This is a genomic window from Clostridium sp. AF20-7, from assembly GCF_003479275.1.
GTDB classification, from domain to species: Bacteria; Bacillota; Clostridia; order Lachnospirales; family Lachnospiraceae; genus Otoolea; species Otoolea fessa.
This window is the reverse complement of sequence record NZ_QUGF01000009.1, coordinates 70296-91221: the sequence shown is the minus strand read 5'-3', so window position 1 is coordinate 91221 and position 20926 is coordinate 70296. Positions and strand designations below refer to the sequence as shown.

Below are 20926 nucleotides of genomic sequence, written 5' to 3'. Positions count from 1 at the left end.
CTACTGCTCAAAGCATTTTTTCAATGACACCTTAAATATATTAAAAGCGCTTGAAGATGAATAATAAACTTTTCTTTCAACTCCATCCTTTTTTTCTTGTATTTCCCGCCCAACAAAAGCCTTATCTCCTGCTTGTTCAACATAGTTCATCCCAAGCTTTTCCGCTATCCGATATGCCTGAACTCTCCAGTCGTTTCGAATGTTCTCATAATATTCAGAATCACTCTCACCTATCGGATCCAATTCCTTTAACCATCTACGGAATGGTATATCTATCTGGTAAAAGTACTCTTCTTTTCCATATTGAGTTTTTTCACCTGAACAATCTCCTGCAGCCTTCTTTAAGTCTTCTGTTAAATGATTAACTATATTTGCTGCTTTTTCACATTTTTCAATCTCTTCTCGTATGATTCTTACCAATATTTTTCCATTTGCAGTTAATAATTCTGTATGAAATTCCAGGTAATCGCCAAGAACATCTTTTACAAAAAAGTCTTTGTCCCCATATTGTACCGAGGCTGTCTTAAAGCAAATGATATTCTTTTTATCAATCATTTTCTTATCTTTCAGCCAAGCGACCCACCTAAGCACACCCGGTGTTCTGTTTTCCTGATCTGACATAACAAGGTTTGAAAAGTCGCGCCACATCTGTTTTTCTGGCAAATGCCTTCTTGGCTGATAATACGGAACGGCATTTCCTTTCGGTTCATATTTTTTCCATACAGTCATTTGTTCCATATATGCTGCTTCTTTTGGAAAAAAATCACCTCCCAACACATAATAACCACTGACCCCTTGCACCTCTTTTTTTAGAAGAATTCTTCTGGATTGTACTGTCAGTAGCTCTGCCTGATTTGATGGGACCACAATTTCGGTTCTCTCCGCACTCTTAACTGTTTCTGCTTCCCACACAGGTTTTGGACTGTCCCAACATTCTTTATCTGAAATATTGACCACTACAAGGTTCAACATCAAGGTTTCAAATAAATTGCTTCCATCTGCATAAATTAATCCCAGTTTTCCAAGCCATCCGGTTCCGGGTGATGGAAGCCCCTTTTGCTTTGGCTTTGCAGATGTATCATCATATCCATTCAGATACAACAGCCATCTAGCTGCTTCTGAATCACTTAAAAATTTCTTTTCTTTTCCTGCACGATTTGAAAATAAGCGCAGTTTATTACTGCTCTCTGAGATTTCACCATTTAGCTTTGCTGCTTTACATTCTGTTCCAATAGCAGCCTTCGGCACCTGATAAAAGGGTCTGTTACTATCGTATAGATAAAAGCGTTCCTTCCACTTTGCTAAATATTCCCGAATCGGTTTCTCCGGAAGTTTTCCTTCATTCCAAATTTCTTCCCACCGTTCATATGCATCCTCTGTTTCTACAAGTTCGTCTTCATTTCCATCTGCATCATATCGATAAACAACTGTTTGCAATACTGCCAGAAGTAATCTTAATACTGCAACATCCTGCGTTGGCAACTCTCCAGATAATCTTCGATACTGGTGTGCATGGATCAGTGCATCTATCAATGATAGTTCCTTTACTTCTCCATTTTCCTGCATAACACAAACCCATGGTTCTTCTAAAAGATTGAATTTTTTATCATCCACGTTTCTCAACCTCCCATTCTAGACCCTTCTTTTCATCGTAAAACAGCTGGATTTCATCTAAACTCACGTGATTTGTCGTATCTAAAAATAATATTAACTCACCTTCCAGCATGGGACTGTTTTTCCACTCTTCTGTATGCCGTTCCATATCTATCCGTAATTGTTCTATCACACGTCCCACGCACCATGATTGCGCAAATCTTTGAGGAAGGCGGAGTTTTTGCTCTGATATTTCTCTGGCTTCCTCTATCGATAAAGTTTCCTTGAGATTGTATTTTTTCCCCTTTGATTTCCCAGCAATTATAGATGCAAAACCAGATTCTGCTTCTTTTACAACTATCACTTCTATTGATGGATTTCCATCCCTCACTGCTGCCTGTGCTTTTATATCGTCTAAGCCAACCGACTTATCCAGAAGCCCTACTAAAGTCCCTCCACATTTTCCTATCTCTGGTTTCTCCAGACAATATGGTTTCGCATTCTGTTTCCTAAGCATGCACTTCTTCTTATAATCTTCATATGCATTCTGAAAGCGTTGATTATCATCTGTTTCGCAATAAGTCTTCTGTACCAATGAGCAGATATCCGATGGAATCATAATCTTTTCCGGAAGAAGTGCTGATGTCTGCAGCAGCAGATATTCTCCATAAACCTCTGTCGCTCCCTTTTCCAGATTGTCTAACTCTGAATTCAATACTATGCATCTGGCACTTTCAAACATTTCTGGTCTTTTCCTCTCATGACGATGAAGACGACCAATTCTTTGCAATAAAAGATCCATTGGGCATAAATCTGTTATCAGTACATCAAAATCAAGATCCAATGATTGCTCCAACACCTGACTTCCAACTACAATCACCTCTCTTCTCTGCTCATTCGCCGAATGTTTTCCAACACAGTTCAAAATTTCTTTCTCATGTTCAAGTCGATCCGGAAGTATAAACTGCGAATGATCAATCAATACTTTTGCTTCCGGAAATTTATCCTGTATGAATTTTGCAATTTTCTGCACTCTTGAAACAGTATTTAATATAATTCCCATACACCCGCCATGTTTCAATACATTGCGGACTTCTTCTTCCAGTTGTTCTTCATTCTCTCTAACAATCTGAACAACCCTGTCTTTTTTATCATAAGGAATTGGTATTAATTGTACTCGTTCGTGATCTGACCATGAAATCAACGGGTATGAAGTTGTTTCCTTAATCAAGACATTTTTACATTTTTTCTTTCCGGCATATGCCTGCATCAAAGCCAATCGTTTATCCCCAGGGAGCGTAGCTGACAAAAGAATTACCGGAATATGATAAATCCCCAGCCACTGCAAAATACGTTCCAAATATGTATTCATATAAGGATCAAATGAATGGCACTCATCAATCACTGCAACTTTTCCTGCAAGCCCCAGATGACGAAGCATCACATGTTTCTGCATCAATGCTGCCATCAGAAGCTGATCGATTGTGCCAACCACAATATCGGATAACATTCTTGTTTTCTTTCCTCTAAAAAAGCTATGAACTATCAAAGCATCCTGATCATCGTCTTCTATGCAGACATCCCCATATTCCAGTTTTCTAAAATCTTCATTTAATTCCGCATTGGAATGATAAAGCTGGATCGAAACCTGATTAACATCTGACTGACCTGTTAGCCAGGAACTGATTCTTGTAAACATGGCATTTGTTGTTGCCTGTGATGGGAGAAAAAAGGCAATTCCTTTTAAATCGAAACGATTCATAAGAATCTCAGCTGCTGCCAGAGCCGCCTCCGTTTTTCCTTCTCCCATTGGTGCCTCCAGAATGATCAATCCTGGTTTTTCCATTCTGGCTGCAACACCATACATTTCCTTCTGTACTCGATTTGCAGTAAAATGGAACCTCTCTTCAAAAAAATCCTCCTGTTTCCACGCAGAACCCATCAAACATCCATCCGATAGGTTAAGATGTCTCATTGCATTCCTTGACCGATTATTATCATATGGTTCTGGATCATCTGTTACAGATAACAACGGAAAATAATAGCTGTTGCTTGCAATCCAGTCTGCCATAATCAAAAGTCCACAAAAAAGCATCTGAGCTGCTTCCGAAATACCTGAAATTTCTTCCTTTTCCGAATATCCCGCCTCTTCTAATGCCCATTTCAAGAGTTCCTCTTGCATTTTCCGCCATATAGATTTTTTATCTCCGTATTTTTTTCGCTCTAATGTTAATTCATCGATTGCGTCATCATCCATATTATTGGGTTCGGGAGATCCATGGTGTGCACCTACAATTGCTGCCACTGATTCCGGATATCCCATTGCTCGAAGAAGGACAGCCCCTGCATGTGCATGTTTAATATCCATCTGTGTTTTATTCAAGTTTGTTTCAATTCCGGCCGATTCTTGAAAACACCTGATGTCTGGAAGCTGTTCCAATATTCTTGTCTGGAATGCCGGAATACCTTTCCCTATATCATGCAGCAATGCGAGCAGTTTTGCTAATCGTATTCCCTCTTTTCTCGAGATCTCCATCTCATCATACACAGACCCCGGTAGCCATCTGCTCGCCAGGTATTCTATAACTCCAGCTGTGTCTTTTAAGTGGTCTAACAGCGGAAGCCACAAATTATCATTCTCTTTGCTGGCTTTTGCTGCAAGCAAGCGAATTTCAGGAATCATATATTCCCTCCTCACCAACATACATTTTTAAATTAACCATTCTTATTATATATTAGCACTCTGACCATCATTTATAAATCATTATTTATATTTTGCAAACTACTATTTGTTTTTCCTTTTTGCATAAATATGCTCACTTCTCTGTTCTTCACGTTCCTATCCGTTTTGCCATCTACAGATTATCAATCTTCACAGTGAGATAGTTTTTTGCAAAATCATCTGAACTTCCATAAATCAATCATATCATACTTTCCCATATATAGTAACCGCCAATCCGACAGATGTCGTATATATAGCCCACATAAAATCATCCATACAGTGATACTCTTTTCCAAAAAAGAAAAGCGGCTGCCCCCCGCTCAACCGCTTTAAATAATTCTTTTACCTATTATCTTCCTGCTTCTTCATCCCAGCTGCCGTTGACTTTTTCCATCTTTCTTCTGCATAGTAATTTTTTACAATACCAATTTTGCTATCAGCCAAACTCCGGCAATTCCCAAAAGCACCACCGAAAATGCCGCCGACAGTCCAAACACCAGTGTTCCAACTGCCAGTGAAATGATAAATCCAGCCAGACTCAGAACAGCTCCAAGGAGTCTTCCGCAGACACTTAAAAGCAGACCGACCACTTTAAAAACGACTACTAAAAATATAATTGCAAACAAAATCGGCGTACAACCGCCTCCTACCTATTTTCTTTTTCACCTTACGTTATGCTTCACGATAAACATATGCCAGAGTGCATCTCTGACTGACGATAGTATAGCTATTTTTCTGCCATTTGTAAATCTTATTATTCTCCCGTTTTCCGAATTTTTCTCTACGACTCCCGCCCCAGATACTCCCACACAAACCGCGATACTTCCGCCTTTTTATGGTACCTCTCCCGCACCGCATATACATGCAGCCGGGTCTTTGCACGCGTCATTGCCACATAGAACAGACGTCGTTCTTCCTCCATATCCTCGTCCAGCATCGCGCGGCTGTGCGGCGTGATACCTTCATTGGCATCGAGAATATAGACAATGGGAAATTCCAGCCCCTTGGCACTGTGCATCGTCGCGAGCGTGATCGCATCCGTCTCCGTCCGCCGCTGCGCCGCCTGCCGGAGCAGTTCCTCCTTGTATGCCTCGATGTGTGCAAACCACTCGTCAAAGGTCTTGAAACCCGCCGCACTTTCTTTTAACTCATCGGCAGTCTCTAAAAGTTCCTCCGGCCGCATCCGCCGGAATGCCGCATACTCGATCAGATATTCATCGTATCCCATGCCCTGGCGGATATAATTGACGGCTGCCAGAGGTGACATCCGGGCGATGGCCCGCAGATCCCCTTCCAAACTCTCGATCCGCTCGGCAATCCAGTCTTTCTCCGCATAGAATGCCTTCATCTTCTCGAACGAAACCGTCTCATCCGGCATCGCATCCCGGCTGATATAACGCTTCGGACGGTTGATGACCTGCAAAATATCTTCCCGCGCCCGGCTTCCCAGGGCGATCCGGATATAGGTCAGGATATTTCGCGAAATCCAGTGTTCATAGAGGTTCGGCACCGTATCCCGTGTCCGGAAGGGAAGGTTGTATTCCATCAGCTTTTCCATCAGAAAACGAGGACCAGCATTGGTCCGGTATAAAACTGCGATATCCCCCGGCCGCACTCCCGACTGCAGATACAGCTGTATCTCCCTGGCAATGGCCAGATTTTCTTCCCCCGGATCCTGCCAGAGCTTCGTAATCACATTTTTTCCATGCCGTCCCGCTGTATGGATGGCCTTCGAAAAACGTTTCTGATTTTCCCCGATCAAGCGCAGAGCCGGTGCCACGATCTCCTCGGTGCTTCGGTAATTCACATCCAGAAGAATCCGTCCGGCACCCGGATAATCCCGCTCAAATCCCAGCATAATCTCCGGTTTGGCTCCCCGGAACCGGTAAATCGACTGGTCATCATCGCCCACGATAAAAAGATTATCTTCCGGCTTGGCTAACATCCGCACGATCTCATATTGAAGCCGGTTGATGTCCTGAAACTCATCGATCAGGATGTACCGATACCTCCTCTGCCAGGCAGACAGGATATCTTTTCTTTCCGTAAAAAGTTCCAGACATAGCACCATCATGTCATCGAAATCGATGAGTCCGGCCCGTCGCATTTTCTCTTCATAGCCTGCATAGAGCTGACGGAAAACTGCATCCGGACAGTTTTTGGAATAGTAATGTTCCAGTGCAATCCTCTCTCCCTTGACAGAGCTTATCTCACTTAAAATGGAGGCTGCAAACTCATTTTCATCCTCCGGCTCCAGACCTCCGGCCTGAGCCAGCTCCCGGACAAACTGCATCTGCTGCTCTTCCCGGACAATATTGTCAGCGGTATATCGGTATGCCAGCTTTAAGATCCTAAAAAAGATCGAATGAAACGTGCCAAAGGTGACTCTGGAGCCGCCGCCGGTCAATGCTTCATACCGCTCCCGCATCTCCTCGGCTGCTGCCCGGGTAAAGGTAATCACAAGAATATCCCCCGGATCGATTCCGTACTCCTTCGTCAGATACTGGACCCGATGGGTGATCACCGTTGTTTTCCCTGATCCCGGTCCCGCCAGAACCATCATGGGACCATCTTTATGCATGATTGCCTGTGTCTGTGCTTTACTGAATGCCATTTCCTGTTTCCTTACTCCACAATTCAAGAATATCTCGGCATATTTGCTTCGAAATTCGCATTTTGACGTGCAAGACATCCTTCTGCCGCGCATCTGAAGCAAATCTGTCAAGTACAAATGTAAGAAAAGTGCGCCTTGGAATGTATTTCTCACAAAGCGCACCTTTTCACTGCTTTTCATGCATCTACGATACATGAAAAAGCAGTTGTTTATTTACTACCTACTGATTTAATCTGCGAAGCCAAACTTGCTTCAAGTCGAACATCGACGGTTACGACAGCCTACTGCTGTGCCTCCAGAAGTTCAATCCCCTTCTTGATACGGCTGATCGACTCTTCCTTGCCAAGCACTTCCATGATCTCGGTCGCGCCTGCCGGCGTCATCTGCTTGCCGGATACAGCAGTACGGATCGGCCACATTACAAAGCCGGTCTTAACGCCCTCTTTGGATACATACTCGGACAGCGCCGCGTACAGGGCGTCGTTGGAGTAATCTTCCTGTGCTTCCAGAATCGGCAGAACATCTTTTAATACCTTTAAGGATGTCTCCAGATTGGTCTTCATCTTCTTGTGAACATACATCTGCGGATCATACTCCGGCAGTGTCTCAAAGAAATCGATGTGTCCCTCGATATCCGGGAAAATCTCGATTCTCGTCTTAACCATCGCCGCGATCTTCTTCAGATCCAGATCCTTGGTGATTACTTTCTTGATGTACGGCTCTGCCATCTCATAGAACTTATCAAAATCCATCGCCTTGATGTACTCGCCGTTCATCCATTTCAGTTTTACCATATCGAAAACAGCCGGAGATTTGCTGATATTCTTGTAGTTGAACTCTTTTACCAGCTCGTCTAAGGAGAAAATCTCCTGATTATTTTCCGGTGACCAGCCAAGCAGGGCAACGAAGTTGACAACTGCCTCGGAAATGAAGCCCTGATCGATCAGATCCTGATAAGAAGAATGACCGCTTCGCTTGCTCAGCTTCTTGTGCTCCTCGTTCGTGATGGTCGGACAGTGCACATAAACCGGAACCTCCCATCCGAATGCGTCGTACAGACGGTTGTACTTCGGTGACGAAGACAGGTACTCGTTACCGCGGACTACATGGGTGATCTGCTGTAAATGATCGTCCACCACATTTGCGAAGTTGTAGGTCGGGAATCCATCCGATTTGATTAAAACCATATCGTCCAGCTCGGAGTTATCTACGGAAATATCCCCGTAAATCTCATCGTGGAAGGTAGTCTTTCCCTCGGTCGGGTTGTTCTGACGGATGACAAACGGCTTTCCTGCCTTTAAGTTTGCCTCTACCTCTTCCTTGGAAAGGTGCAGACAGTGCTTATCATAGGTCATGATCTCTTCGCCGTTTACTTCTCTCTTTAAGCTGTTTAAGCGTTCCTGATCGCAGAAACAGTAATAAGCTTCGCCTTTATCGATCAGCTTCTTCGCATATTCCATGTAGATGCCCTGTTTCTGACGGTCGCTCTGTACATACGGGCCAACCGGACCTCCGATGTCCGGACCTTCGTCATGCTTCAGTCCGGTATCGCGCATCGTATTGTAAATGATCTCGGTCGCGCCTTCAACGAAACGCTCCTGATCGGTATCCTCGATTCGCAGGATAAAATCGCCGCCCTCATGTTTTGCAATCAGGTATGCGTATAATGCAGTTCTTAAGTTTCCTACATGCATTTTGCCTGTCGGGCTCGGTGCGTATCTGGTTCTGATCTTTGTCATACTTTTCACACGGCTGTCTGGAAGCTTATGTTCCAAACAGTTTTTCCTTTCCTAGAAATAATTAAAATATTGGAATTATAAAATAAAGTAACTGTTCCGTAGGTCCGCGCATTTACTGCGCTGACCGTACGAAAACATGGGCCAGCAGGCAGGTAATTTATATCACGCCTTCATATTCAGCAGATGGCACGCCAGCTGGAAATAAATCATCAGGCTGCACGCATCCACGATCGTCGTGATCATCGGCGACGCCATGATCGCCGGGTCGAGATGGATCGTCTTCGCCGCAATCGGAAGCACACATCCGATCGTCTTCGCGATGATAACCGTGCAGAACAGGCTGATAACTACCGTCAGGCAGATGAGTACCTGCCCCGGATACTGGATCATCAGGCGCACGAAATTGACAAGCGCCAGAGAAAGTCCACAGAGCATTCCCACGCGGATTTCTTTCCACATAACTTTCAGAATATCCGCCGGTTCTACCTCGCCGACCGCCATACCACGGATGATCATCGTGCTCGCCTGGCTGCCGGAGTTTCCGCCCGTATCCATCAGCATCGGAATAAACGTAACCAAAAGTGGAATTACCGAAAAGGCATTCTCATATTTTAACAAAATACCGCCGGTCACCATACTGCTCAACATCAGGATCATCAGCCACGGAATACGGTTTCTCGCGAGCTGGAACACGCCCGTCTTCAGGTACGGCTTCTCACTCGGCAGCATCGCCGCCATCTTCTCGAAGTCCTCCGTCGCCTCCTGCTCCATGACATCCATGACATCATCGACCGTGATGATGCCGACCAGACGGTCTTCGCCGTCCACAACCGGTAAACTCAAGAGGTTGTACTCATTGAACGTCTCCACGACCTTTTCCTGGTCTTCCGTCGTATACGCCTTGATCACATGCGGATCCATGATATCGCCCATGAGCGCCGCATAATCATTCATCAGAAGATCCTTGACCGTCACAACGCCCTCTAAGCGGCGTTTTTCATCCATGACGTAGCAGGTGTAAATCGTCTCCTTGTCCACGCCATATTTCCGAATATAATCAAATGCCTGCTCCACCGTCATATTTTTCTTGAGTCCCACGTACTCCGCCGTCATGACGCTTCCGGCGCTGTTTTCCGGGTAATTGAGGAACTGGTTGATCAGTTTTCTCGTATCCGGGCTGGAGTTCTGAAGTACGCGCCGCACGATCGTCGCCGGCAGCTCCTCCAGCATATCGACCGCATCATCGACATACAGGTCGTCAATGATGGCACGCAGCTCATTATCCGTGATACTGGTAATGATGTGCTGCTGCTGTTCGACTTCCAGACAGGCAAATACCTCCGATGCCAGCTCTTTCGGCAGCATACGGAATACAACGACCGTCTTCTCTGAATCCAATTCTTCGATAAATGAGGCAATATCCACCTCATTCATCTCGACCAGCTGGCTTTTCAGCTCCCGGTACTTCTTCCCGGTCAGCAGAGCCAGCAGCTCTTCTTTCTTCTCTTCTTCTAACATTCCCGTCTCCTTCCAAAATATTGTCATTTTGGAAATCGGACAGGCTGCTCCCTTCCTGCTCCTGCACACAGGCAGAATGCCGGAAACTTATCCACAGATGCGGCAGTGTACACAAGGAATCCGCTGTTTGCAGCTGTCATTCCTGCAAATGCATGTGTACGCTGCCTTCGGTTCTGGGTAGCTGCCGTCTGATTCCGCCTTATGACTCCGGCTTTCCATTGTGTTCACTCCTCTCCTGATTTTCTCGCATGAAAACATCCGGCAGATTGATGCTCGATACCGGATGTCTCTTTTTATTATAATAATTGAATGAAAAAATAGCAATCTTTTTATCGAAGTTATCCAAAAAAACGTTGTAAAAAAGTAATTGTTCACGGGTAGACACTTTGGGAACCGAAAATGCCGCTCAGATACCACCACGGCGGCAGCAGCTTTCGCACACCCGCGGCTCCCGGCAAAAAGACCGAAGCGTCAAAAAAGATCGGACAGAGCAGGAGGCTCGCAAGGATAAACACCGGAATCAGCGCCGCCAGAAATCCCGGCTTCCGGCAGACTGCCAGGCATCCAAAGGCATACATGGTCACGAAGAAGAGATAAAAAAGCAGCTTTCCCGCCTCTAAAAGCGGCTCTGCCCCATTTCCCGACGCCAGAAGCGCCGCATAGGCCGAAATGGATGCTAAAAAGACAAACGCCGCGATCTCCGCCGTCTGCAGCAGCCAGCGCTCCCGGCTCCGGACCGCCGCATAAAGCCCGCGCTCTGCATCCTCGCCCGCCATGACAGCTGCCGCCAGCCCCATGATAAAAAGGAAAACCGCCGTCAGCCCGCGCACTGGAAAGACCACCTTCATCGCCCCTGTCTGCAGTGCCGTTCCTCCCTGTAAGGTCTGATAATCAAAGGTAAAGGTGCTTCCGTTGCTGCGGTATTTTTCATAAAGTTCCATCAGCACGCTGCACGCCTTTTCCCGCGCCTCCGTCGTCTGGCAGCGCGCCATCACCGTCTGGAATGCCGCTCCATTTTTCCCATAGTCTGCCAGCAGTTCCCGCCCGTACACCTCGAACAGTTCAGAAAATATCTTTTCTGATATAATTTTCTCTGCCACTGTGGATGGCGACACCAGCACGCGGACCGCACGGGTATAACGCCCCTCGTCCAGCCGTTCTTTTAATCTCTCTGGAAACAGGTAGGCGCACTCCGCCCGTCCGGTCATAACCGCCTTCTTTGCCTCTTCCTCCGTCCCGCACGGATAAAAGAAAAATGAACGGCTCTCTTCCGATTCCAGTCTTTCTGCAAGCGCCTGATTCCACGCATCCGTTCCCGGGCAGAGAGCCACCGCGATCCGCCCGGAATCCCGTTTTTCCACCTGATGGAACACGCCCATTCCCAATGGAAAAATCAGAAGAAACAGGAGGAACACCGGGCGGTAAAGAGCCCGCCGCAGCGTCATTCCAAACATACAGAACCACCACGCCAGCTTCCGCATCCGTCAATCCCTCCTTTTTCCGGCGGCAAGCGCCAGTGCAAAGCATGCCAATGCAGCCGCTGCCAGTTTCCACAGCACCGAAACCGCCCCTGTCTCCTCGCCCGAAGCAATAAAGCGGATTCCATCCATCCAGAGCGCCGTCACCGTCATATTTCCGACTTTCTGAACCAGTTCCGGCAGAAAGACGGACGGGATGATGCCGCCCGCCAGAAAGAGAAATACCACACTGACCGCAAACAACGTCAAAATCGCCGCTGCCGAACTTCTGCACACCTCATAAAACAGCAGAATCCACGCCGAAACTGCCGCGCAGGTCAGCCCCCACGCCGCGAGTTCTTCCCGCCCCGCCAGCGCATATCCCTTCTGCACCGCCCAGCCATAGCCGCCCGCCGTGACTGCCATCAGAAGAAGCGTCATGCACAAGCATTTGCAGAAAAGCGGATACCACCGCCGGATCCCGATGCGCCGAAGCCCCTGTTCCAGCGCCTCCGTCTGGGGAGCCAGAAACGGCGCTGCCGGGATTCCGGTAAGAATCATCAGAAATACAATCCCCGAAATTCCATAAAAGACCGCCGTCGATACATTCCCTGCAGCGCTGACCGTTTTCTTCCGGAAAAGTGCCTCGCGGTTCATCGCATATTTTAAAAAGATACGGTTCAAATCCTGTTCAGACACCGAAATCTGTTCCGGCACTCCCTGGATATTTAAACATTCATTTGCCGCGTAGATCGCCGCCTGCGAAGTGCCAAGCATCGAACTGCCCGACTCTGCCAGTTCCCGGAAAACAGCGCCCTCCAGCCCGCTCTCATCCGGAAACCAGATCGTGGCTGGCTGGTTCGTACCGTCCAAAATGCCGCGCGCCATGCCGGACGGCACCTCGAAAACCGCTTGAAGCTCCCCGCTTTTCATCTTTTGGAACGCTTCATCGTGTTCCAGATACGAAAAGTCGCAGAGACTTTCCACGCTGTCCAGCGAGGCAATCATTTTGGTTATCTTTTCCGAAAGCGCATCGTCCTCCGGAAGCACCACACCCACCTCGATTTTCTTTAAAGATGTTTCCCCATATAAAACCTTAGACGCCGAAAATGCCGCCATGCCGACGAGCAGCACCATCACCGCCAGCCCTGCCAGAAAATACGGCAGCTGGCGGAGCAGGCGCTTTCCGGTCAGCAGCAGATATATCATATATGTTCGCATTTTCCGCCGCCTATGACATGACTTTCAGGAGAATTGCGAACAGGTTGCCTGTTATCTCCGTTGTGACCTGGTTATAATCCTCCTCGGAGGAAGCCAGCACATCAAAGGGAACGCCGTCCGGCTGCACGATCTCATCCTCCAGCGGGTTGACATAATAGGAACCGGCAAATTCAACATAAGAACTGCTTCCATTTAACAATGTAGTTTCCAGACGCAGGGAATCCATATCGATATGGACGCTCTCGCCCTTCGAAAGCTCGCTGACCGCGCCATTCGCCGTGATCGACGCCTGAGACGCACCGTTACTCTGCAGATCCATCTTTACCTCATAGCTGCCGTCCGCGATCTGATAGTCGCCATCCAGGATAAACTGATATTTCTCTTCGTCGCCTTGCAGGGTCGCAATTACCTGACCACTCCAGCTCTTTCCAGCCTCGTAAGCGCCTGTTTTATCCAGGGAAACCGTGATAATCTGACCGTCCGAATCCTCAATATTTAACGCCCCATTCACATTCGACAGCATGTTGTAACCGCCGCCAAAGGAAACATCGCCGTAAAAACGGACATTTTCTTCGTCAACCGTTGCATCCGTCTCATAGGAAAATCCAGCCATTTTGCCATCTTTTCTCACATAGACATCCATCGTCACATCCCCGATGGTATTTTCCATTTCCTCTACCAGATTGTCCAGCACCGCTTCCGCCTGCGCCCAGAGTTCCTTCTGCTGTTCCTCCGGATCCACGCTCTCTCCGTCCCCGTCCGCTGCATAGATGCTGCTTGCGTCGCCTGCCAGTTCCAGATAGCGCACCACATCCTGTTTGAGTGTCTCATCATTCAGGAAAAATTCTCTCGTCGTCTTTGCAAAGCGAATCAGCGCATCCTTCGGCAAAGTCACATGGTAACCGCGGCAGTTCTCGCTCTGTCCGTCGATCGTAAACTCTTTTTTGTCATTCTTAGTGACGGTCATAGCCGTTTTGAGGTCATCAATCGCCTTACTTCCCTCTTTGTAGCGGTTCCAGAGTGCTTTCAGATCCATCATCGGCTCCTCGTCCGAAAGCGCTTCCTTGTACTGTCCCAGATAATTTGCCAGCCCCTCAATATCAATCCCCTGCTCTTCGAGCTTCTGAGCCGCATACGGAGAATTAATGAGCTGTCCTTCCAGATCATTGACATAGTCAAGGGTAAACATACGGCTGGAAAGTGCCGGAATCGCCGCCATGATCTGTGTATCATCCATGTAAAGCTGTGCGTCCGCCAATTCTCCGCCGCCATACTGCAAGGAAAGATTTAGCAGCTGCCGTCCGCTGTCCACATCGCGCTTCACATCCAGACCGATGCCCGCACCGCTCATCTGGTTCAGGGATTCATCGGAAATACCTGTCATGCTTAACTCCATCCCCGTCTGCGCGGATCCCTTCTGTAAAAGGTCTTCCAGCTCTTTCGTCCCAAAGATCTCCTCAGACGGATTTAACTGCCCTTCCGCCGTGATGCTCTTGAACGCATCGATCACTGTGTCCTTCGGATCTGCCTGATGGCTGAGCATCACACCGCCGCCGATCACGGCCACCGCTGCGGCTGCTCCGGCTGGAATGAGCCATTTCTTCCTGCCGGAACCATTTCCGCCCGTTCTGCCACCGTCACTGCCGCCTGCAGCATTTCCACCGATTCCGCCGCCAGCACCAGCAGATCCGCCTGCACTGGTTCCATCCGCTGTGTCAGATGCGGCCGTAAGCGCCTGCGCCGCTGCCTCTGCCGGGTTTAGCGGGGTTGAATTGCTTGACATGTTTGCATTGTTTGTATTGTTTGCATTATTTCCCTCTTCCATCTTGTACCTCCTCCTGTTTTCTCACTCTTAAAACGTTACTGTTCACGCATACGTGCCCAGTAACCTTAAAACCTCTGTATCAGCTCCCGCGCCGAAAGCCCTGCCTCCGTCGGAACCAGCACACCGTCCTTTAATACATAAAGGGTTGTACACGCCCCTATCTCTCCCATCTCATGGGACGTTAAAAGAACTGTTCCCCCTGCTTTCACATAGCTCCTGATATAAGTCAAGATCTGCTCCTTGGCCTCCAGGTCAAGCGCTGCCCCCGGTTCATCGAGAATCAGGATATCCGCGCGTCCGGAGAGTGCCGCCGCGATGCTCAGCCTCTTTTTCTCTCCGCCTGAAAGCCGTCCCGCCTGCGTTTTCAAGAATCGGTCCACGCCCAGCACATGACCGACGCCGCATTCCAGATCCCGCTCCATCTCCCGCCGTTTCCCCCGGAACCAGAGACGGTAATTATCAAATGCCGTCAGCTCCGGGATCAATGGATTTTCCTGAGGCACATAGGCGATTTTTTCTTCTAATAGACGATGTCTTCCAAGCGCCTCCTGCCCGTCAATCCGAATACTCCCCCGATCCGGCTTGCGGATCCCCGCGAGGATCGAGAGCAGCGTCGTCTTGCCGCATCCATTTCCGCCGACAATCCCGATGCATTCCCCTGGATTTGCCCGAAAAGAGACATTTTTTAGGATCGTCCTTCCGCGGTACCGTTTTTCTATCCCTGTTACCTCTAACATATTTTTCCTCTTTGTAAAGTAAAAAGGAACACCGCAAAGCAGAAGCGAACCGCTTCTCTGCCTTGCAGCATTCCTTACTTTATCTGGTCTGCGCCGCAGTGATGCAGGCACATTGATTTTATGATGGATGATTGCAGCACATCGTGTGCATTTGCAATCTATTTATTATTTATTTTCAGCCAGATCGCCTGGTTTCATGCTCAGGTTGATACGACCCATCTTATCGACCTCGATTACCTTTACAGTAACTTCATCGCCGATGTTGACAACATCCTCTACCTTCGCTACGCGCTTGTCCGAAAGCTTGGAAATATGAACCATACCATCTTTGTTCGGAGCCAGCTCTACGAATGCACCAAAATTCATGATACGGACAACGGTACCTGTCAGAATCTGACCCGGCTCGATGTCGGTCACGATGCCCTTGATGATGGAAACTGCCTTGTCGATCATTGCCTGATCGGTGCCGCATACAGCTACGCTGCCATCGTCCTCGATATCGATCTTAACGCCGGTCTGCTCGATGATCTTGTTGATTACCTTGCCCTGTTTGCCGACTACATCGCCGATCTTCTGCGGATCGATGGAGATCTGAACGATCTTCGGAGCATACTGGCTGACGGTCTTTCTCGGCTCGGAGATAACCGGCGCCATAACTTCATCCAGAATGTAGATTCTTGCCTCTCTCGTCTTAGCGATTGCCTCCTCGATGATCGGGCGGGTCAGACCGTGGATCTTGATATCCATCTGGATGGAAGTAATACCCTTGTGAGTGCCGCCTACCTTGAAGTCCATATCGCCGAAGAAGTCTTCCAGACCCTGGATATCGGTCAGAACGATGTAATCATCATCGGTGTCGCCTGTTACCAGACCGCAGGAAATACCAGCTACCGGAGCTTTGATCGGTACACCTGCTGCCATCAGGGACAGAGTGGATGCACAGATACTTGCCTGGGAGGTAGAACCATTGGATTCCATCGTCTCAGATACGGTACGGATTGCATACGGGAACTCTTCCGCAGTCGGAAGTACCGGCACAAGCGCACGCTCCGCCAACGCACCATGACCGATCTCACGGCGTCCCGGTCCTCTGGACGGTTTGGTTTCGCCTACGGAGTAGGACGGGAAGTTGTAATGATGCATATATCTCTTGGATGTCTCGTTCTCATCCAGTCCGTCGATCTTCTGTGCCTCGGACAGCGGAGCCAGTGTACAGATATTTAAAATCTGTGTCTGTCCACGGGTGAACATACCGGAACCGTGTACACGCGGCAGAATGTCGATCTCTGCTGCCAGCGGACGGATCTCGGTGATACCGCGGCCATCCGGACGCTTGTGATCTTTGAGGATCATCTTGCGGACAGTCTTCTTCTGGTACTGATATACAGCCTCACCCAGAACAGCCAGCCACTCCTCGTTATCAGCGAATGCCTCTTCCAGGCGCTCGGTGATTGCGCGGATATTCTCTTCTCTCTTCTGTTTCTCGTCTGTAAATACAGCCTCTTCCATCTCTTCCTGCGGAACCAGCTCACGAATCGCTGCAAACAGCTCTTCCGGAACTGCACAGCTCTCGTAGGAATGTTTCGGCTTGCCGCACTCTGCTACGATGGTGTCGATGAATTTGATGATCTCCTGGTTTACTTCGTGTGCCTTGAAGATCGCATCGATCATGATGTTCTCTGGAACTTCCTTTGCGCCAGCCTCGATCATGATAACCTTCTCGCGGGTGGAAGCAACGGTCAGAGCCATATCAGATACTTTCTTCTGTGCGTTAGTCGGGTTTACGATAAACTCGCCGTCGATCATGCCGATCTGGGTGGTCGCACACGGACCATCAAACGGGATATCGGAAATGCAGGTTGCGATTGCAGAACCTAACATCGCGGTATACTCCGGGCTGCAGTCCTGGTCAACGGATAATACGAGGTTATTTAAGGTAACATCGTTGCGGTAATCCTTCGGGAACAGCGGACGCATCGGACGGTCGATAACACGTGCAGTCAGAACTGCGTTCTCAGATGCCTTTCCCTCTCTCTTGTTAAATCCGCCCGGAATCTTTCCGACCGAATACATCTTCTCCTCAAACTCAACGCTTAACGGGAAGAAATCAATACCGTCACGCGGCTTGTCAGAAGCTGTCGCGGTTGATAATACGGTTGTATCTCCATAATGCATAAATGCAGCACCATTTGCCTGAGCTGCTACACGGCCAACATCCACTGTTAAAGTTCTGCCAGCCAGTTCCATCGAAAAACTCTTGTACATCTCATATCTCCTTTCATCTTGTTTTGCAGAAGAACCTTCACATTCTCATACGCCGCTTTCGGTTCCAAAAGTGCCTTTCTGTGAAAAGTAATACCGAAACTACTGCTCTGCCCGCAAATATGTTTTTCTGCTTTACGGGTACAGCAGCGGTCTCGGACTTTTCTTCTACATAAACAACTAGGGTGGATTGCTCCACCCTATACGTTTTAATCTTAATTACTTTCTGATGCCTAACTTCTCGATCAGTGCACGGTATCCTTCCAGATCGGATTTCTTTAAGTAATCCAGAAGACCACGTCTCTGTCCTACCATCTTCAGAAGTCCGCGGCGGGAATGATGATCCTTCTGATTGGATTTTAAATGCTCTGTAAGCTCAGCGATTCTAGCGGTCAGAATTGCGATCTGAACCTCCGGTGAACCTGTATCGCCTGCTTTTCTTCCGTACTGTTCGATAATAGCTGCTTTCTTTTCCTTTGAAATCATTGTGATTTCCTCCTTAAAATAATTATTCTTACCGTATGCTAAGTTTATGTCGGAGTCGTCAAAAAACTGAGCACCGGCGGACTCATACGTATTTAGTATAACACAATATGTTTTCGGTGTAAATCATTTTATGCAGGTTTTTTCTCGATTTTTATTCCCAATTCAAAGAAACGGGCACTGGAACTCTGTGCCAAAGGCTTTTCCCTTATCCAGTTGTACGCATCTTGAACACATCTGTCCGAATGTGGCGGACCGTGGTCCGTCACAGGCGAACAGATGTTGTGAAAGCAAGCGAACAACGATAAGGGAAGAAGCCGGAGGTGCAGAGTTCCAGTGCCCGTTTCTTCCTATGCTCCTGGTCCCACTGCAATATTTCCACCATTATCCCCCGAAGGACCTCCCGGTCCTGCCTGGGTCGGTGCCGCAGTCTCCGGCGCTTTCGTCTCCGCCTGCGTCGGCGCTGTGGTCGGTGCCGGACCCGGTGCCTGTGTTTCTGCCGGTGCTGGCGCCTGCGTCTCTGCCGGAGCTGGTGTTTCTGCTGGCGCCGTGGTCTCTACCGGCTTCGTCTCCGCCGGTTTTGCCGTACCGCTCGTCGTACTCTTCTCCGTACCAGGCAGATTGTAGCAGATCACCGGAGTTCCTGCCGAAATATTGTCAAAGATCGTCTTTGCAACACTCGGCGGCAGATTGATACAGCCGTGGGAACCGCCCGTCTTGTAAATCGCACCGCCAAAACTGCTTCTCCACTTCGCATCATGCATACCGATACCATTATTGAACGGCATCCAGTAATTAACCGGCGTCCGGTAATTCTCACCCTTCAGGACCGCATTTTTCTGCTTATATGCCAGCGGATACGAGCCTGCCGGGGTTCCCCAGCCTTTCGCCAGGTTTCCAGATACGAAATCCGACTCTACCACCAGCTTTCCTTCTTTATAGAAGAAAAGGTGCTGTCCGGTCAGGTTGATCTCCACGTAAGTGTCGCCGTAGTCATTTGCCCCATGGCTCGCCGCCTTCTGGGAATACTCCGGCTCACGCGTCGTACTCTCGCCGGAGGCAATAATCGATGCCAGCGCTTCCGTCTCTGCCGTCTGGTTGATCTTCCAGCCATATGTTCCGCCGCTTACCTGAATCGTGGAACCATACGATGTTTTCAATGTTTTCGCTTTGTTTGAAGTATTGTGTGCTTTCGCCATCTCAGACACGTACTCCGACACTTTGGAGGAATCTACCGAAACACTTCCGTCTGCATTGGCAATCAGCCACCCATGAATCTGATCTCCATTTAAGGTCTCCGTCGAATCGCCAAACTGGTATGTCACGCTCATTTTCGCGTATTTATTCATCTTATCCAGCTGTTCTGCCAGAGATGCATCGTCTTTCAATACCGTCGGCTTCTTATAGACATCTGCTTCCTCCAGCGATAAATGATCCTGCAGATTCTCGATCGCACCCGTTACCGCCTGTGTCAGCTTCTCCGCCTCGACTGCCGTTCCTTCCTGTTCGGGCTCAATCGAATATCCCTGTCCGGACACATACTCAGAAATCTTTGCATTGACCGGTTCTACCGCTTTCTCCGGGTCTAAACACGATAAATTCCGGATCTGGCTTTCCAGCGCCGCATCGTCATACGCCACCATGGTTCCGATCGTATATTCTTCCTGTTTCATATGCCACAGCCATGCGAACGGGTTCTGCGCCGCTACCATCTTTTCCAAACTGCCGTCAAACTCCGCATGCAGCTTGATATCGGTTCCGGCAATGGTTTCTGTCTGATTATTTCTCTCAGTGATCGTCAGTGTGTAACCATTCACACCTTCCGCAATCCGTTCCTGCACCTCTGCCGCTGTCTTTCCGGACGCGTCAACACCGTTGATCTGCGTATTCGGAAAGAAACGGGTCTTATATTTCTGGGACATTCCCACATAGACGCCTCCGGCTGCCACGAGCAGAATGCCCGCCGTACAGGCAACGATCCACGCCGCCTTTTTACCGTTTTTTCTATGCTCAGCTTTCAGAGCTGCCTTTTCCGGGGTGGCTTCCGTCCAGGATGCCGTCTTTCCGGAATCCTGTCCCCGCTGCGGCGCCGCATGGGCTGCCTCCCGCCCTGTACCCGCGCTCTGATTTCCACGGGCGCGGCTGCGCTTTCGACTGGCTGTCTCCTCCGGCTCTTTCTCCGGCAGGCGTTCCGGCTCTTCCCACCGGTTCTGATCCTGACGCTCTGGCTGGTGTATGTTTTCCATGTCCAGCTCTGCTTCCCTTAGGATCCGTTCTTCCATATCCCGGTCGAAATAATCATCATCCAAATAGCCCTCATCCGGCTCATCCAGATAATCTTCATCTTCCAGCATAATCTCCCGGCTGTTCATCGCCGTATTTCGTCTCACCGGCTCCCGCCCATCTTCGCGGCTGCCGGAACGTGAATTTTCATTCAAATTCCCGTTTCTATCTGTCATCGTCCTATTCTCCCTTTAAAAATCCAATACGGGTTCCTATTCCCGGAAGGATCTGCCATTCAAGTAATGGTTTTATCATTTGGCATATTTTTCTGACAAAAATCCATTCTATCTGTGTTGCTAGTCCTCCATCGTCCTATTGTATATAAGTTTTAAACGGAAGTCAACTTACAAAACTCTGTCTTTTTCTGGTATATTCTGTTACGTTTCTGTTCACGGGTAGGCACTTTTGGAACCGAAAGTGCCGTAAGAAAACGTGGTGGCAGCAGGAATTTGCCGTATTTAAATGCGAAGCC

Annotated in this window: 13 protein-coding genes; all 13 read right to left on the bottom strand. The window is 48.5% G+C overall.

What is annotated here, in order from left to right; genetic code table 11:
• A complete protein-coding gene (gene casA, locus DWX68_RS10870; protein WP_118629455.1) occupies positions 1–1614 on the bottom strand; it encodes a type I-E CRISPR-associated protein Cse1/CasA in 1614 nt (537 codons plus the stop codon).
• Positions 1607–4276 (bottom strand): CRISPR-associated helicase Cas3', encoded by a 2670-nt coding sequence (gene cas3 / locus DWX68_RS10865; RefSeq protein WP_182432178.1) that lies wholly within the window; start codon positions 4274–4276, stop codon positions 1607–1609. Before cas3 ends, casA begins: the two co-directional genes overlap by 8 nt.
• 455 nt (positions 4277–4731) lie before the next feature.
• Positions 4732–4941, bottom strand: coding sequence for a hypothetical protein (locus DWX68_RS10860; protein WP_118467212.1), 210 nt, complete (start codon positions 4939–4941; stop codon positions 4732–4734).
• Between the two features lie 155 nt (positions 4942–5096).
• A complete protein-coding gene (locus DWX68_RS10855) occupies positions 5097–6929 on the bottom strand; it encodes an ATP-dependent helicase (RefSeq protein WP_118629451.1) in 1833 nt (610 codons plus the stop codon).
• A gap of 281 nt (positions 6930–7210) precedes the next feature.
• The gene (gene gltX, locus DWX68_RS10850; RefSeq protein WP_118629521.1) at positions 7211–8668 is read right to left on the bottom strand and encodes a glutamate--tRNA ligase; all 1458 of its coding nucleotides are present in this window, start codon (positions 8666–8668) and stop codon (positions 7211–7213) included.
• Between the two features lie 162 nt (positions 8669–8830).
• A complete protein-coding gene (gene mgtE, locus DWX68_RS10845) occupies positions 8831–10213 on the bottom strand; it encodes a magnesium transporter (protein WP_347474758.1) in 1383 nt (460 codons plus the stop codon).
• A gap of 344 nt (positions 10214–10557) precedes the next feature.
• Positions 10558–11667 carry a hypothetical protein gene (locus DWX68_RS10840; RefSeq protein WP_118629449.1) on the bottom strand — a complete coding sequence of 370 codons (1110 nt, stop codon included), beginning with the start codon at positions 11665–11667 and terminating at the stop codon, positions 10558–10560.
• A 3-nt stretch (positions 11668–11670) separates the two neighbouring features.
• On the bottom strand, positions 11671–12852 hold the full coding sequence (locus DWX68_RS10835) for an ABC transporter permease (RefSeq protein ID WP_182432177.1): 1182 nt from the start codon (positions 12850–12852) through the stop codon (positions 11671–11673).
• 22 nt (positions 12853–12874) lie between these two features.
• A complete protein-coding gene (locus DWX68_RS10830; RefSeq protein WP_118629445.1) occupies positions 12875–14689 on the bottom strand; it encodes a zinc ribbon domain-containing protein in 1815 nt (604 codons plus the stop codon).
• A gap of 65 nt (positions 14690–14754) precedes the next feature.
• Positions 14755–15426: an ABC transporter ATP-binding protein gene (locus DWX68_RS10825; protein WP_118467200.1), complete on the bottom strand. Its 672-nt coding sequence runs from the start codon at positions 15424–15426 to the stop codon at positions 14755–14757.
• Positions 15427–15591: 165 nt separating this feature from the next.
• Complete coding sequence (locus DWX68_RS10820; RefSeq protein ID WP_118524461.1) at positions 15592–17691, bottom strand: polyribonucleotide nucleotidyltransferase; 2100 nt, start codon at positions 17689–17691, stop codon at positions 15592–15594.
• Positions 17692–17907: 216 nt separating this feature from the next.
• Positions 17908–18174 (bottom strand): 30S ribosomal protein S15, encoded by a 267-nt coding sequence (gene rpsO, locus DWX68_RS10815; RefSeq protein ID WP_022358577.1) that lies wholly within the window; start codon positions 18172–18174, stop codon positions 17908–17910.
• 347 nt (positions 18175–18521) lie between these two features.
• Positions 18522–20630, bottom strand: coding sequence for a L,D-transpeptidase family protein (locus DWX68_RS10810; protein WP_118629443.1), 2109 nt, complete (start codon positions 20628–20630; stop codon positions 18522–18524).
• Between the last annotated feature and the right edge of the window lie 296 nt (positions 20631–20926).

Coding starts and splice junctions, on each gene's coding strand:
- cas3 (WP_182432178.1), bottom strand. CDS start 4,276: ATGATTCCTGAAATTCGCTTGCTTGCAGCAAAAGCCAGCAAAGAGAAT.
- DWX68_RS10855 (WP_118629451.1), bottom strand. CDS start 6,929: ATGGCATTCAGTAAAGCACAGACACAGGCAATCATGCATAAAGATGGT.
- gltX (WP_118629521.1), bottom strand. CDS start 8,668: ATGACAAAGATCAGAACCAGATACGCACCGAGCCCGACAGGCAAAATG.
- mgtE (WP_347474758.1), bottom strand. CDS start 10,213: ATGACAATATTTTGGAAGGAGACGGGAATGTTAGAAGAAGAGAAGAAA.
- DWX68_RS10840 (WP_118629449.1), bottom strand. CDS start 11,667: ATGCGGAAGCTGGCGTGGTGGTTCTGTATGTTTGGAATGACGCTGCGG.
- DWX68_RS10835 (WP_182432177.1), bottom strand. CDS start 12,852: ATGATATATCTGCTGCTGACCGGAAAGCGCCTGCTCCGCCAGCTGCCG.
- DWX68_RS10830 (WP_118629445.1), bottom strand. CDS start 14,689: ATGGAAGAGGGAAATAATGCAAACAATACAAACAATGCAAACATGTCA.
- DWX68_RS10825 (WP_118467200.1), bottom strand. CDS start 15,426: ATGTTAGAGGTAACAGGGATAGAAAAACGGTACCGCGGAAGGACGATC.
- DWX68_RS10820 (WP_118524461.1), bottom strand. CDS start 17,691: ATGTACAAGAGTTTTTCGATGGAACTGGCTGGCAGAACTTTAACAGTG.
- rpsO (WP_022358577.1), bottom strand. CDS start 18,174: ATGATTTCAAAGGAAAAGAAAGCAGCTATTATCGAACAGTACGGAAGA.
- DWX68_RS10810 (WP_118629443.1), bottom strand. CDS start 20,630: ATGACAGATAGAAACGGGAATTTGAATGAAAATTCACGTTCCGGCAGC.